The sequence below is a fragment of the Rheinheimera mesophila genome, assembly GCF_000986865.1.
GTDB classification, from domain to species: domain Bacteria; phylum Pseudomonadota; class Gammaproteobacteria; order Enterobacterales; family Alteromonadaceae; genus Pararheinheimera; species Pararheinheimera mesophila.
The window spans coordinates 34200-48088 of sequence record NZ_LAVS01000089.1 but is presented as its reverse complement, the minus strand read 5'-3'; the positions used below and the strand labels follow the sequence as shown (position 1 = coordinate 48088).

Sequence of the window (13889 nt, the reverse complement as noted above, 5' to 3'; positions counted from 1 at the left end):
TGCATTTTACTAAGAGCCAATCGGTCATGTGAGTAAAAACCGCAGCTTGTCGCTAGCCAATAATGCCTGGATGAGTTCAGGCTGCATGTATTGATAAACATCATCAATATTCAGCACCTCGAGTTTGTTCAAATACGCTTCACCCGCATGTTCAGCAATACGCTGAACGTGCATGCCTTCCATCACAAAAATTCTGTCCGCCCACGCCAGCATCTCAATGGTGCAAAGGGTTGTCCCGTGTTTCTGGCAGTATTTTTGACTAAGTCCTGCTGACTTGTATTGATGAGCAGCACAAGTTGACCTGAAGAAATCCTCGGCAGTGCGTGAACGATTTAGGTTTGATGTGCAGAGAAATAAAATGTTCATGTGTAAATACCATTCCAAATGGTTCAGCCCTTCAATTGTCATCTGGACTCACGCCAACTTTTTAGAGGGCCTTAAGTATCAGAGATAACGACTATTTTTTGAAAAATGCAGCAGCAGGTTTTAGTTGTGTCTTGCACATCCCACCATATTTGCTGCCGATGAGGCCAGATAGCCGCTGTTTTTGGCGCAACTTTTTAAGTTGACGCGGCTTGAGCCTTTCTTGGCGTTTAATTCTGTGCTCATAGCATTCTTGTCCCCGCCTCTTGATTCTGCTGATGTCTTCAAACGTAACTCTGCTTTCAATGCGATGATAAGCGATGTCGCTTGGCTTCAACTTCAACCATTCTGAAATACGTTTTTTGTTTCGGCCGATAAGTTTGCGCTTCATTTTTTAATATTGAGGAGAAATTGGAATGCGAACTCAATCTCAGCATTCAAGTAATCAGGATTAAGGTCATACTCGTGTTGCGCAAAAGCCGCACAAGCATGTATCCAAAATAGTCCTCTTTGCTCTTTCTCGTAGTCAAAGCCTTCTGCTTGTTGCAGCCATTTCATCAGCCCTTCTTGTTGCTGGCTTTGTGTAAGCATTTGAAATGCCAGACGCAGATAGTGCAGCGCAACGTCATCACTAATGACATTTCCTCGACTCGGGAAGTGCCTAGAGCAGTACAAGCCAAACCGCAGTGTTGCAATCACACAGTTGTAGCTTGATAACAATTGAGCAGCAGCCTGAAGAACATTGACAGGCGTCTTGCTGATATCAACATGCTGCAACCATAAGGGCCACAACATGTGTGGACAGTAAGCTCCATATTGTTGGGCGATGCCCCCAATATCTGCTGTCACTTGCTCTGGTAACATATGTGTTAAATCGAGATGCATGTTGTGCCTCACAAAACCATCAACTTGGTGTGGATATTAGTGCGAAGCTGCGTCGTCTTACCAATAACGTTTCGACGCTAAAATGTGCTCAACGGTGAAAAAATAGCCTTTCACTTCAGTCTGTGATACGCTTGAAACTGGAGTCAAGCAATTGTTTTTATTAATTAATTTCTATTTAATTAATGAGGCTAATTTTAGAAATAATATTTCTTAGCTGTATGCCTTACCCCCCTCGATAGCTTCAATGCTCATTAGATACCAGCTACTTCGCTTTAGCTAAGCCAGCCCAGCTCGTTGTGTATGCTGGCGACAACTGTTCGCGCTTCATGCCTCAGTTCTAAGTCGGTCCTTTTGAGCCAAAGAAAAGGCTATTTGGATGCTGTTAATTGATTTGGTCCAACAGAGGCATCAGCGCAGAGTTGTCTTCAAACCTAGAATTGTCACCCCGCAGGGTGGGGGGCGTAGCAAGCTGCCTTTCTACAAACTCATCGGCTTTTTTTAAGCTGACTCCTACGAAAATCTTTCGCAGATTCAAGCCATAAGGGCTGTTTTAAGTTGTCGACAAACCATGTGATAAACTTTTCGGAATATCGTGGCCTTCCATCAATCACCCATCGTAGCTCGGACTTTTTCTGATTGTTTATCTTGTGTTTATTCAAGACAGCCTGAAACGCTCCGCTTTTGATTGAAATGATGGATTGTCGCTTGTTAATTTCGTCTATTGCCTCTGTCATGTGATAAGGATGAGTAGCATCAGGGTCTTTCGTTTTAGTGATAAAAATTGCCCCTTCCCCAGTATCTCCAACGCTCAGTGAGAGATCACTTTCATCTTCCCGTTTAACAAGCGCAAGCCTGTAATCAACAGGGATAGAGAACGCAGTTGAATCAGTTTTTTTCGACATTTCATCGAAGCGCTGAATAAACCGTGCTACTGATTGAGCTGTGTGTTTACCATATAACTTTTGAATTAATGCCACTTCTGGTGCGGGCCCGTCGACAACTAAACTCAGCATTCCCACACTTTGTCCTGCAAGTGGAGCATTGCCCATTTCGTTTCTATAGCGTGTCTGATAGTTGAGAACCGTTGCCTGAAAAAGTCTTGAAAGTTGTGGCTGTAACTCTGGTATTAGCAGGTGAATGGCGTGATCACGTAATTCAATGAGGGTCTCTAAATTTATTCTTACCGGGTCTTTTTCTTGCAAACGCCGTTTCACCGCGTCAGAAATTGATATGCTTTTATCTCTGTCGTAAAAGATTTTTTCATACCCTTCGGCCTTGAGTATCTCTGCCTTAAGCAGTAACTCCCACGCATTAACCATCATGATTGCGAAGGCTTCCACACGATTTTTCATGCTGGGTCGGTTATATACCTCCAACGCTAGAGTAAATGCATCAAGACTCCGGCTGACCAGCTTACCGTGAAACAGCTCTTCAGGGCTTTTCTGCTTAACCTTTAAAGACTGACTCATTAATACAATGAATTCATCATTTGATAAGGCGCATAACCCTTCACAACGATACTTAGTGTGAGAACCTGCATGAAAAATATACTTATCAAGCAACTTTTCGTTGATGTACTTGTTTATGGAGTTTTTGCTGTAGGTTGTACGTTCAGCAACCATATCAGCAGTAAAGACTATGCCGTTGTCTTCAAACTGCCTAAAGACATCTGCCAAGATGATCTGGTTATTATTCCTTGCCATTTTGTTCAAATCCGTTTTGTTATTGATTCGATAAGTTATCGTTTAAATTAGTGTTTGATCAACTACTTAAACGCAATCGCCATAAGTTTTTCAAACACATGGATACTGTGTTGAAATTTCATTAATTACGATTAATTTGATCCCTAAACTCTTGTGTAAATGACAAAAAATCAAACTCATGGCCACCAATTGTTCTCTTCTTGAGCAATGTTCCAATTTCGTCCCATGTAATGACGATATGCTTCAAGTAACTGTGGTCCTCAGGTCGATTTGGTATACCCCTAATGGATAGATAGTTGTTGTATCCCCAATCGACTCTCTTTTGCGCCATTTGGTATAGGGAAGAACTATCGGAAGCTCTTCTGCATAAGTGCACTAAATCTCTGCGACTCATCGAATGACCACTTGCCACTGCAATAAGGTCCATAAGCTCATAAATATGAGGAAGATTAAATTCCATCCTTATTGAAGGGTTTGGATGGGTTCCAATAGGTGCCTCAGTCGGGGTGTAAGGGGCTGAGCCGCTAAATTTGTGAAAGACACACGACAGGCCGCACACGAAAATAAACAACACTACCCTCAGTTCTTCCTTACTATCCTGAAAGTGCCTCATCAGCTCATACAAGCACTTGGTTGTAGCGTAGAAGTCTGCACAGAGCTCTGTCACATGAGATACAGATGCTGCGTCTCCCTTCAATGTCGATTTACTAGCCATCTGGCATTCATTGATAATCGTCTCTGCACTCTCGCCAAATTTTTGTCGTATGTACCCGTGTTGCTGTAATAAATGTCCCAGCTCATGAAAGTAAATAAAGGTTAATGCGCCAACAAACATGTTGTAAGTGCATTCTTCTTGAGTGAAAAACTCAGTTAAGGGCGGTGCATCATCCAAACCATCAAAAAATGCTTCCCACTCACTTTTGGTAAGATGGTTAAAATAAAAATCGCAGAATGACTCGACATCTCTGTAAAGCTGCCTTACTAGTTCGTAATGTATGCAAATCACGTGGTCTGGTGGACTATCTATATCTGACTTTGACTTCGCGTAAGCGTTAAACTTTGGTACTTCAGACCAAGTCAGCGCAAGAACTCCTTCCAATGGAGCATAAATGTTTGCATTCAGTTCGTCTGTTATGCCTGAAAGAACTTGTGCAGCAATTTCATAAATTTTTATGTCTTCCATGTCTTCCTTTGAATACGTAATTGGTCTCATTACTTAGTGAACGCCATAAACCCAATGGTTGGTGGTATTCGACTTGTCACTCGTTGCAAATCTATTGAACCACTAATTGCAGCTAAATTAACAATGTAGTGCCAGTATAAATTTTGTCGGATTCAAATTTACTTATTTCAGAAAAACCTGTTGAAAGAGAGGTACATCAGAGTTAGCTTGGTATGGGTAAAAATCATGAAATAAGGCATAAAAAGTTCGTCTTACGGGCATAGCACCTTATATTAAAAAGTGATCACTAAATAATCATGGACAGAATCGAACCATTCAACGCACAGAAATTAGAAGCAGCTTGCCGGGTGCTTGCAGATACTGAACGAGGCTTAACTGGTTCAGAGCTAGGGTATTTGATTCAGGATTGCAAAATCCAAGATGTTGCTCCGACAATGACCAAATGGAAAAGACTCTTCAACGCGCTTGCTGAAGCTCAAAACAAACATCAAGTGGGTAATCATCTAGTTATGCTCATTAATCGAGCGCTTGATCCTGTCAGCTATGCTCGCGATAAAGAAAAATTTGAATGGCGCAGATCTGAATTAAATGTTGTTTTATCCTTTTCGGGATTCTACGTCCGAGAGGATGGCAAAGTAGTAAGGACAACTAAAGAAACGACGCTAAGAGGAGCAAGGGAGAGAGCAGGTGCGCTTAGATCAAAGCTTGAAGATCGAGGCGCTCATGCAGAAGTCTTTAATTACTGTCGGGCAGAACTACTTAATGAAAACTACTTTCATGCAGTTCTAGAGGCAATAAAAGGTATCGCGCAGCGAATCAGAGACATGTCCAGCTTAACAACGGATGGTGCAGATCTGGTAAATACCGCGTTTTCGGTAAAGAACCCAGTCCTAAAAATAAATAGCTTAACCACGGATACAGAGTTAAGTGAGCAAAAAGGCTTTAGTAACATGCTTGTCGGGCTATTTGGTTCAGTTAGAAACCCTGTTGCTCATGCGCCTAAAATTTCTTGGCCAATGAGCGAACAAGATGCTTTGGACATTATGTCTACTGTGTCGTTTATACACAGGAAATTAGATAAGGCTACGCAAGTATAAAGTTGCTCGCCATTTAACTAACAATGCCAGCTAGCGAGACTTCTGTGCGTTTTGTCTGCCTCTGCTGGCGGGGCGTTAAGCGGTAAGAAAAAGGAAACCTGATTTGAAGATTTTTTACTCTTGGCAGAGCGATATTGAAAACAAGTTCAATCGGACCTTCATCAAAGACTGTCTTGAACGAGCCATAAAGCTACTCAACCAAGAGTTGGAAATTGAGGATGCATTAAGACTGGATCACGACACGAAAGACGTACAAGGGTCGCCAGACATTGTAAGTACCATCCTTAGTAAAATTGAAAAAAGTGACATATTTATTGGTGACATAACATTCATCACCAAATCAGAAAATGAGAAATACTGCCCGAATCCCAACGTTCTAATTGAACTTGGCTATGCATTAAGCTGCCTTGGTGATGGTCGCGTAATTAATATTATGAATTCTTCGTTCGGCAGCCCAGACAAGAACCTGCCGTTTGATTTGGCGCATAAACGATGGCCCATTGTTTACAACCTCAGTGAAGACAACAACGCTGATAAAGCAACAGTTAGAAAGGAACTTATAGCATCGATCAAATCAGCACTTTATCCATTCATTAGTAAACCCAAAACAACAGCTCCTATCTTTTCAAGTCCTGCGGAAAAAGTGAAGCACCGTGAAACTTTAAGAAAAGAGTTCGAGGCGGAACTGAATGAAATACGCGCAAAAAAGCTAAGGTCGTGTGTCATTATTAGAGACGTGGATCGAGTAGATGGATATCCAAATACAAGTGAAGAGGAAACAGGGATATCGCCGTGGTTTCGCCTTGGCATGTTAGGAACATACACAAAAGGGATAAAGGTTTTACTGCAAATCGGTAATCTTACGCAAACTGACGATGGATTGAGATATACAGATCACAAAGCAGGTGAGAAGGGGGACGTTAAGGCATTCCTAATTGGTGAAATACCTTTCGACTCAATTGTCACTGTTAACTGGGAAGGTGATGAGTATTATTACTTTCCGCATATCTACACTCATTTCAATCATGGAGGACAGCCCTATGAGCGGCTTATCTTTTGCGAGGAGGTAGATATGGGTCACGGTCACACCTATTACAAAGAGATCTCTGAATATGCCGAAATACAAAAAATTAGCGAAGAATCGGGCGTAGAGTTTTTCGCTTAACAAGGCCGTGCAGGGGACGCAGTCGCTGAAACTGGCGGTTATGTGAAAGGTGCAACTGGCAGTCAGCAGCCAGTGACTTTGGTGGTAAATCCGGGTGTCATTTTGCGTCCAATTCGAAGACTAATTCCTAAATCAACTTGGCTAAGGTCCGCCAATATGAAATAAGTAAGCGACCATAAACGGTCATGTTGAACGCTGAGCATGCTATTTATATAGCGATTGATGCAGTTGTCATGAGTTTTCCTCGCTAACTAAAGCGAGCTCGAAGCGATTTTTCATAAGCCTTGTGTATGATTTACTCTCGGGCCAATCCAATGAGAGGTCTTTGAGGTTAGTTGCACATTCAGGCGAAACGAGAAACTCAACTTCATTTGCGAGTAGAGTGCTTACAATATACTCGTAGGGCTCCGTGTCTTCGTGATAATCGATAGCATAAAGTCCCCAGCATTGATTAATAAATGGGTCGATAACTCCGTAGATAAAATCAGTAGTGCTGCATTCAAAGTCATGAGGAATCGCAAAGTGCTGTATTGAGTTTCTGAGCATACCAAATTTTTTAAACAGCTCTAGGTTTGGCAGCTTTATACCTGTTGTAGCCCAAAGTCTTTCAGGCAAATCAGAATACTGAATAGTTTTTGCTTTTTGGACAAGAGCCTTGAAGTCTAAAGCATCACTATCAATTTGTGTGGATCGTGGTATTTGTTCAAAAATTAGCAGTGGATGTTCTTCTGCAATACGTGCCTTGATTAATATCTCGGCGGCATGTGCAGCCTGCAATACGGAAAGCTCTGACCATTTGTCATTTTCAAAACTGTGGAAGTTTGCGTGCCAGTTGGCATGTGCAAGAGCAGCAATCCCTAACTTAAGCATATCCTGCGGAACATTTTTTAATTCTTGTTGCATGCATCAAATTCCCAACATGATTCATAACGTTACCAACAAGGGGCCGTGTAGCTAGTCCCTGATGGTATACCCTTTCTATGCCTTTTATTTTTATACATTTGTAGTGGTTTCAAATAGTAGGTCAAACAACTTTTGCTCGTCTTCTGCAAGGGCTTCAATGTTCTGGGCTGCATAAAAGGCAGCAAGAAAGCCACAGCCTGCGTGAAGCAGGGCCACAAGCATTTCTTCAATTTGACGCTTTGTTCCCTCGACAAACTCTTCTGTTGATTGCTTTTCGTTTAGATAGCCAGTGTAGAAATAGCTGGCACCAAAAAGGGAGCCGTGAATAACTTCGGAGGAAAGATAGTAAATAAGTCCATAGGCTGCGGTGAGCCTTGCCGCTGCTTTATTGCTGTTTAATGTACCTACAATGTGGATCCTGTCCGGTACAGACAAGCTGGTCCAAGACTTATCCTTTGTGAACTCGGGGAATCTTTCTTTTAGTTCCTTTGCTTTGTTATAGCTAGTGGAGATATCTATTTCATAAGGGCCAGCGCCGAATTTTCTGTTGCTTAATCTCCAAGCGCCAAACTGCATGTGCCTTATAGCTCTATCTGCAACTTCTTCTGGTGAGGAAACTATGAATGAGCAGTTAATGAATGATTCGACAACGGAGCGTGCAATTGGATAGCAGTCACGAACTGAGATGCCTTCCTTACCTGCGAATTCCAGTACCGTATTAAGAGATTGACCAGCGGTCATAGCCAACATTGTACTTACCTTTCTCTTTTTTTCAGGAAGAGTGCAAGTGATCTTCATTCCTTCGTGCTCTATTTCGCCATGTGAGGCTAGATACAGAGCTCTAGTCAGCATATTTTGCTGTAAAAGAGTAAGTGATCGAAGCTTTTGGAGGAAGCTTAGGTTATCAAATGTTTCCCTTTCTGAACTCATTTACTGGCTCTCATTTGGGACTGGCTTACCAACAACGATCTGGCCAAAATTAGTCGACCACAACACCGAGAGCATGAAGGGAATGGCTCAAACTGCACCTTCTAGCAACTAATTTCTGCATAGGAGTCCGAATACATAGTTGCACTGCATTTTCGTTCTATTAAATTGAGTTCCGAGCCTCGACACTCTATGTCGCCCTCTGAATCTGCTTTACCCGTAAAATACGCTTCGCATCGTCTCGCTAGCTGCCTAAGTTCGGAACCCCTGCACTCAAGGTCACCGTAATTATCCGAGTACCGATAGACTTCGCACTTACTTTCAAATTCATTCAGTGTAAAACTATAACCCTCAAACTCAATTGTCTGATTTTTAAACTGGTTGATTATTGCTAAATCCAGCAACCTAGCTTCTTCGACTTCAGCCTTAGTCATTGCTACACAGGAATCAGAAACTCTTTTATAGCCAGAACCGCACGTCCAGCCATCTCCAAAAGCATCAATTTGAGCATTCTTGGGAAGAGTAATAGCTTCACAACCTTGGTTGACTTGCCTAAAGCCACGTTTGCATACCCAGCCATCTCCTAAAACATCGATTTGAGCATTCTTGGGAAGGGCAACAGCTTCACAACCTTGGTTGACTTGCCTAAAGCCACGTTTGCATACCCAGCCATCTCCTAACGCATCGATTTGAGCATTCTTGGGCAGAGTAACAGCTTCACAACCTTGGTTGACTTGCCTAAAGCCACGTTTACATACCCAGCCATCTCCTAAAGCATCGATTTGAGCATTCTTGGGCAGAGTAACAGCGTCACAACCTTGGTTGATTTGCCTAAAGCCACGTTTGCATACCCAGCCATCTCCTAAAGCATTAATTTGAGCATTCTTGGGCAGAGTAACAGCTTCACAACCTTGGTTGATTTGCCTAAAGCCACGTTTGCATACCCAGCCATCTCCTAAAGCATTAATTTGAGCATGCTCGGGTAGAATAACGGCTTCACAAGCTTGGTCGACCTGCCTAAATCCTCGTTTACAAGCCCAGCCATTACCGAAAACATTGAGCTGCGCGTTTTCTGGTACTGCTACTTGAGCAAAACCTTTTTCAAAATTGAACAACACAGTTAGAACAATGCAAATTAGAAGAACTACAGGATTCGTCAAGATACATTTGGCGTTCAATGAGGGAGGCATTTAATTTTCCTAAAGAATTCTCTTGTCGACGGTGTGTAGTGGACCATTGATAATGCTCACACACCTTTATAGTCCAAAACAGATATCTTAAAACGTGTGTTGAATAATGCATGCATTTTTCAATATTTTGTAATGCATTGAGCTGAATCTATCGAAATATTTGGGCACTGTAATCAACGAAGTAGGCTTTCATTGAAAAACAGCAATTCGATTATGGCTATTTCCATCGTCAGCAATAGGCTGGTTCCAGACGTCTCAGTAATTCGAGGGGAAAGTTTGTAATGAAGCTCCCAAAGTAACTAAAAATTATGGTTCGGTTTCCTTAGCTTCCTCCTTAAGATTCTCATTAGATCCATTTAAAGAGCTACTTGATTAAAGTAGTGAGCTTTGGACGCTCAGAAAAATTGACAAATATCCCTGTTTAGCTCAATTCAGCCTCCTAAAAATCAGGAGTGAGGATCTCAGATTCTCAAAGGAATTTTCGCAGGGAAACAACGATTTAGTTCGATTTTTTGTCGTCTAACTAATTGAAAAATAACAATTACATGCCAGTGTACATAATGACACTGTCATTGAAACCTACATTCATGCATTTAAGTTTTGTTTAAAAAATAAGCTTGCGATCTTACTGTGTCGCGCCTAGTATTTGCTGTGTGGCGCACAGTGTGCGTGGCACAGTATCAGCAATTGAACAGGATTTTTTATGACCTCATCACAGCTGGACAAAATGCGACTGGAACTGCGCCGTGGTGTGCTGGTGCTGGCCGTTCTGGCCTCCTTGAAGCAGCCACATTATGGCTACTCGCTTAGAAAGCAACTGCAGGACAGAGGCATCGACATAGACGAAGGCACTTTGTATCCACTGGTGCGGCGTTTAGCTGAACAAGGTTTGTTGGACAGTGAATGGCAGCAGGCCGAAGGCCGCGAGCGGCGTTATTACTTGTTGTCAGAGCAAGGCAAAGAGCTGCTGCTGCAACTGACTGACGAATGGCTGCAACTGAATTCAGCTTTGGCTCCTTTGCTCACTGAAAGTAAAAAGCTAAGCCAAAGCCCGGAGCACAATCAAAGCGGGGAGACAGAATAATGGAACTGGTAGAACGTTATGTGGCTGCGGTGAAGCGTGAATTGCCTGAATCAAAACGACAGGAAATAGGCCGTGAACTTCAGGCCAATATTATGGATCAGCTCGATGCTTTGAGAGAGCAGCAAGGTCAGTTGTCGGAGGATGATGTAGCAGCCGCTTTAAAGCAAATGGGACGTCCCAGAACTGTGGCTTACCAGTTTGTACCGCCTAAAGCTTTAGTGGCTGCCGAGGATATGCCTTTGTTAAAACATACCTTGTATATGGTATTGGGAGTGCTGTTTGTCGTGCAGGTGATAGGGGCTACCACGCATTGGCTGGGCAGTAGTGACGGCCATGTAATCCGCTTTTTATTGCAACTGGCTGCTGGTTTTATCGCAGATGCCTGTTTTGCTTTTACTGCCATCGTATTAAGTTTTGCTGCTATCAATGGCACAGGGCACAAGCTCGGTCATTGCCCTGGCAAAGACTGGTCGCCAAAACAGTTACCTAAAGCAGATTTGGGCTGGCAGCATATTGATTTGAGCGACATTTTTACCGATCTGGCGACCTGTATCTTTTTACTTATCGTCATCTGGTATCCGCTGTGGGTGAACCCTGCAGAGTTCGCTGCCCGTAGTGTCACTTTTACGGACGCTGCTTTGCTCATGCTGCAATGGTTTAGCCCTGTGATAGTTTTGTCCGTGCTACTGAGTCTATGGCAGTTGCAGCGACGGATCTGGAATCGCAGCTTGCTGCTTGGCAGCATTGCCGTCAATGCGGCTTTTGCCGTGTTTTTAGTGACACTGGCTCTGAGTGGCCCACTGTTACAGGCCGGTCCTACCGAGCTGAAGAGCTTGTTTACTGTGTTGCAACTGGAGCAGGGCTTGAGGTATGGCTTGCTGATTACCGCCTGTTTTCCGGGCTATGAAGTCGTCAGGGATCTGCTCAGACTCAAGCATCTGAACTGAATTTGAGGCAGAGTCTGATGTGGGGCCGTTGATTTCGCTACGCAACAGCCCCATAACCTTTAAGGGCAATCCGCCTTTGCACACTGAAGGTTTATCATGGCTTTACATCTTCCTGCTGTTGTTACCTTGCTGGCACTTTTATTGTTTGTGTACAGCTTTCTGGCCGTAGGTATGGCGCGTAAGAAATACGCTGTGGCAGCGCCTGCTACGACCGGGCCTGTTGAGTTTGAGGTGGTGTACCGGATCCAAATGAATACACTGGAGCAACTGGTGTTGTTTTTGCCCGCGCTGTGGTTATTCAGTGATTATGTCAGCCCGCTATGGGCCGGTATTGTCGGTTTAGTCTGGTTGGCTGGCCGGGTGTTGTATTCTGTCAGTTACGTCAGGGATCCGAAAAGCCGCGGTCCTGGTTTTGTTATTAGTTTTGTTGCCTCACTGACGCTGATCTTTGGTACCGCCGTGGCTATAGTGCTGCGCATAGCGGCGGGATTGTAGGTCATGAGCAGCACCAGCGTGACCATCGAAGCACAACCTCAAGTTCAGGCTGCGTCCAGAAAAATAGGCCCGATTTTTCGCTTACTGCCTTTTTTAACGCCTTATGCCAGCCGTTGGTTGCTGACCTTTATTGCTTTAACCGTAGCGGCTGTGGCTACTCTGACATTGCCCGTGGCTTTTCGTTATCTGATTGATGCGGGTTTTTCCAGCGAGCAGGCTGGCCACATCGACCGCTACTTTGTGGCTTTGTTTGGGCTGTCTGTGGTGCTGGCTGTGGCCACTGCGCTGCGGTTTTATTATGTGTCCTGGCTGGGCGAGCGGGTGACTGCAGACTTACGCAGCGCTGTGTACGCCCATGTGGTGAAGATGAGCCCGCAGTTTTTTGAGCTGACTAAAACCGGGGAAGTGTTGTCGCGGTTAACCACAGATACCACCTTAATTCAGGCTGTGGTGGGCACCAGCTTGTCGATGGGGTTACGCAACAGCTTCTTGTTACTGGGCGGTTTGGTGATGCTTTTTGTTACCAGTGCCAAATTAGCCGCTTATATTTTGCTGACTTTAGTGTTGGTGATTCTGCCAATTTTTCTGTTTGGCCGCAAAGTGCGTAAGTTATCGCGTGACAGTCAGGATCGGATTGCCGATGCCAGCGCTGTGGCCGGTGAAGTGCTAAACGCTATTCCCACAGTGCAGTCGTATCGGCAGGAACAGCGGGAGACAGCGCGTTTTACTGGATCTGTTGAAACGGCCTTTAGCACGGCGTTATCCCGTATTCGTGCCCGCTCTATGCTGACCTTGGTGGCTATAGTGCTGGTATTTGGTGCTATTTCTTTTGTGCTTTGGCTCGGAGCTCAGGCGGTGTTGGCCAATGAAATGACAGGCGGCGAGTTATCACAGTTTATTTTGTATGCTGTGTTAACAGCGGGGGCTATTGGCGCCATTGCCGAAGTCTGGGGCGATTTACAACGGGCTGCCGGTGCAGCCGAGCGTCTGATGCAACTGTTAGATGTGCAGTCTCCTGTGGTGGAAAGAGCCGATCCTCTGCCTTTGCTGTTGCCCGAACATAATTTGGCGGGTACAGGGATAGAGTTTAACAAGGTGAACTTCAGCTACCCATCACGGCCAGACACCCTGGCGCTAAAGGACTTTTCACTGCAGATTAAACCCGGTGAGCATATAGCTTTAGTGGGGCCTTCAGGCGCAGGTAAAACTACGTTGTTCCAGCTATTGCTACGTTTTTACGATCCACAAAGCGGGCAAGTGAAATTCAACGGCACCGACTTAAAAGATGTACGTTTAACCGATGCCCGCCAGCCGTTTGGCATAGTGCTGCAGGATACGGTGATATTCGCAGGCTCTGTGCTGGATAATATCCGCTATGCCCGGCCTGATGCGTCTGAGCAGGAAGTGCAGGATGCAGCCAAAATGGCCGCAGCACACGCCTTTATTCAGGCTTTACCTCAAGGCTATCACACTTATTTAGGCGAACGCGGTGTGCGTTTGTCAGGTGGGCAGCGCCAGCGTATTTCGATTGCACGCGCCATCTTAAGTAATCCGTCGGTGTTACTGCTGGATGAAGCCACCAGTGCATTGGACGCTGAAAGTGAACGGCAGGTACAACAGGCGCTGGATAATGCGGCGCAAAATCGTACCACTTTGGTAATAGCGCACCGGCTGGCCACCGTCTTAGCCGCCGATCGTATTGTGGTGCTTGAAGCCGGCCGAATAGTGGCTCAGGGCACCCACGCAGAACTGTTGCAAAGCAGTGAACTGTACGCCCGTTTAGCGGCTTTGCAGTTTAGCCACTAAAAGCTGTGCTATTTGCGAATAGTGGTGTCGCAGGCATTTTCACTTGATAATGCGATAATTCGATGCGACTACAGATACAGTTGCCTTTTGGCATTTATATCAGCAAAGCCTATTACTGATTTGTTCATCTGAATGCTCTGC

The 13889-nt window shown here is 44.5% G+C and carries 15 protein-coding genes; 6 read left to right on the top strand and 9 right to left on the bottom strand.

Features of this window, described 5'->3' with window-relative positions; all coding sequences use genetic code 11:
* Nucleotides 1–24: 24 nt before the first annotated feature.
* The 6 genes from SD53_RS18615 to SD53_RS15060 all read right to left on the bottom strand — a co-directional run bounded on the left by SD53_RS18615 (nt 25) and on the right by SD53_RS15060 (nt 4134).
* Nucleotides 25–408 carry an arsenate reductase/protein-tyrosine-phosphatase family protein gene (locus tag SD53_RS18615; RefSeq protein ID WP_125060841.1) on the bottom strand — a complete coding sequence of 128 codons (384 nt, stop codon included), beginning with the start codon at nt 406–408 and terminating at the stop codon, nt 25–27.
* Between the two features lie 49 nt (nt 409–457).
* Nucleotides 458–754 carry a hypothetical protein gene (locus SD53_RS15075; protein ID WP_046521018.1) on the bottom strand — a complete coding sequence of 99 codons (297 nt, stop codon included), beginning with the start codon at nt 752–754 and terminating at the stop codon, nt 458–460.
* Entirely contained in the window at nt 751–1248 is a 498-nt protein-coding gene (locus SD53_RS15070; RefSeq protein WP_046521017.1) for a hypothetical protein, read from the bottom strand. The genes SD53_RS15075 and SD53_RS15070 overlap by 4 nt, the downstream gene beginning before the upstream one ends.
* Nucleotides 1249–1510: 262 nt before the next feature.
* Nucleotides 1511–1576 (bottom strand): DUF4113 domain-containing protein, encoded by a 66-nt coding sequence (locus SD53_RS19020; protein WP_082101890.1) that lies wholly within the window; start codon nt 1574–1576, stop codon nt 1511–1513.
* A 157-nt stretch (nt 1577–1733) separates the two neighbouring features.
* The gene (locus SD53_RS15065; RefSeq protein ID WP_046521016.1) at nt 1734–2951 is read right to left on the bottom strand and encodes a DUF3644 domain-containing protein; all 1218 of its coding nucleotides are present in this window, start codon (nt 2949–2951) and stop codon (nt 1734–1736) included.
* Between the two features lie 121 nt (nt 2952–3072).
* Entirely contained in the window at nt 3073–4134 is a 1062-nt protein-coding gene (locus SD53_RS15060) for a hypothetical protein (RefSeq protein WP_046521015.1), read from the bottom strand.
* 296 nt (nt 4135–4430) lie between these two features.
* Between SD53_RS15060 and SD53_RS15055 the strand changes: the two genes are divergently transcribed.
* The gene (locus tag SD53_RS15055; RefSeq protein ID WP_046521014.1) at nt 4431–5231 is read left to right on the top strand and encodes a TIGR02391 family protein; all 801 of its coding nucleotides are present in this window, start codon (nt 4431–4433) and stop codon (nt 5229–5231) included.
* A 103-nt stretch (nt 5232–5334) separates the two neighbouring features.
* Nucleotides 5335–6396 (top strand): hypothetical protein, encoded by a 1062-nt coding sequence (locus tag SD53_RS15050; protein ID WP_046521013.1) that lies wholly within the window; start codon nt 5335–5337, stop codon nt 6394–6396.
* A gap of 231 nt (nt 6397–6627) precedes the next feature.
* On the opposite strand, the gene SD53_RS15045 is transcribed toward SD53_RS15050, so the two are convergent.
* The 3 genes from SD53_RS15045 to SD53_RS15035 all read right to left on the bottom strand — a co-directional run bounded on the left by SD53_RS15045 (nt 6628) and on the right by SD53_RS15035 (nt 9416).
* The gene (locus SD53_RS15045; protein WP_046521012.1) at nt 6628–7299 is read right to left on the bottom strand and encodes a hypothetical protein; all 672 of its coding nucleotides are present in this window, start codon (nt 7297–7299) and stop codon (nt 6628–6630) included.
* A gap of 90 nt (nt 7300–7389) precedes the next feature.
* Nucleotides 7390–8229, bottom strand: a complete 840-nt coding sequence (locus SD53_RS15040) for a DUF5677 domain-containing protein (protein ID WP_125060840.1) — start codon at nt 8227–8229, stop codon at nt 7390–7392.
* A 101-nt stretch (nt 8230–8330) separates the two neighbouring features.
* Nucleotides 8331–9416, bottom strand: a complete 1086-nt coding sequence (locus tag SD53_RS15035) for a hypothetical protein (protein ID WP_046521011.1) — start codon at nt 9414–9416, stop codon at nt 8331–8333.
* 703 nt (nt 9417–10119) lie between these two features.
* Between SD53_RS15035 and SD53_RS15030 the strand changes: the two genes are divergently transcribed.
* The 4 genes from SD53_RS15030 (at nt 10120) to SD53_RS15015 (ending at nt 13748) form a co-directional block, all read left to right on the top strand.
* Nucleotides 10120–10500 carry a PadR family transcriptional regulator gene (locus SD53_RS15030; RefSeq protein WP_046521010.1) on the top strand — a complete coding sequence of 127 codons (381 nt, stop codon included), beginning with the start codon at nt 10120–10122 and terminating at the stop codon, nt 10498–10500.
* Nucleotides 10500–11447 (top strand): HAAS signaling domain-containing protein, encoded by a 948-nt coding sequence (locus SD53_RS15025; RefSeq protein WP_046521009.1) that lies wholly within the window; start codon nt 10500–10502, stop codon nt 11445–11447. The genes SD53_RS15030 and SD53_RS15025 overlap by 1 nt, the downstream gene beginning before the upstream one ends.
* Before the next feature lie 96 nt (nt 11448–11543).
* On the top strand, nt 11544–11942 hold the full coding sequence (locus SD53_RS15020; RefSeq protein ID WP_046521008.1) for an MAPEG family protein: 399 nt from the start codon (nt 11544–11546) through the stop codon (nt 11940–11942).
* 3 nt (nt 11943–11945) lie between these two features.
* Nucleotides 11946–13748 (top strand): ABC transporter transmembrane domain-containing protein, encoded by a 1803-nt coding sequence (locus SD53_RS15015; protein ID WP_046521007.1) that lies wholly within the window; start codon nt 11946–11948, stop codon nt 13746–13748.
* Nucleotides 13749–13889: the final 141 nt, after the last annotated feature.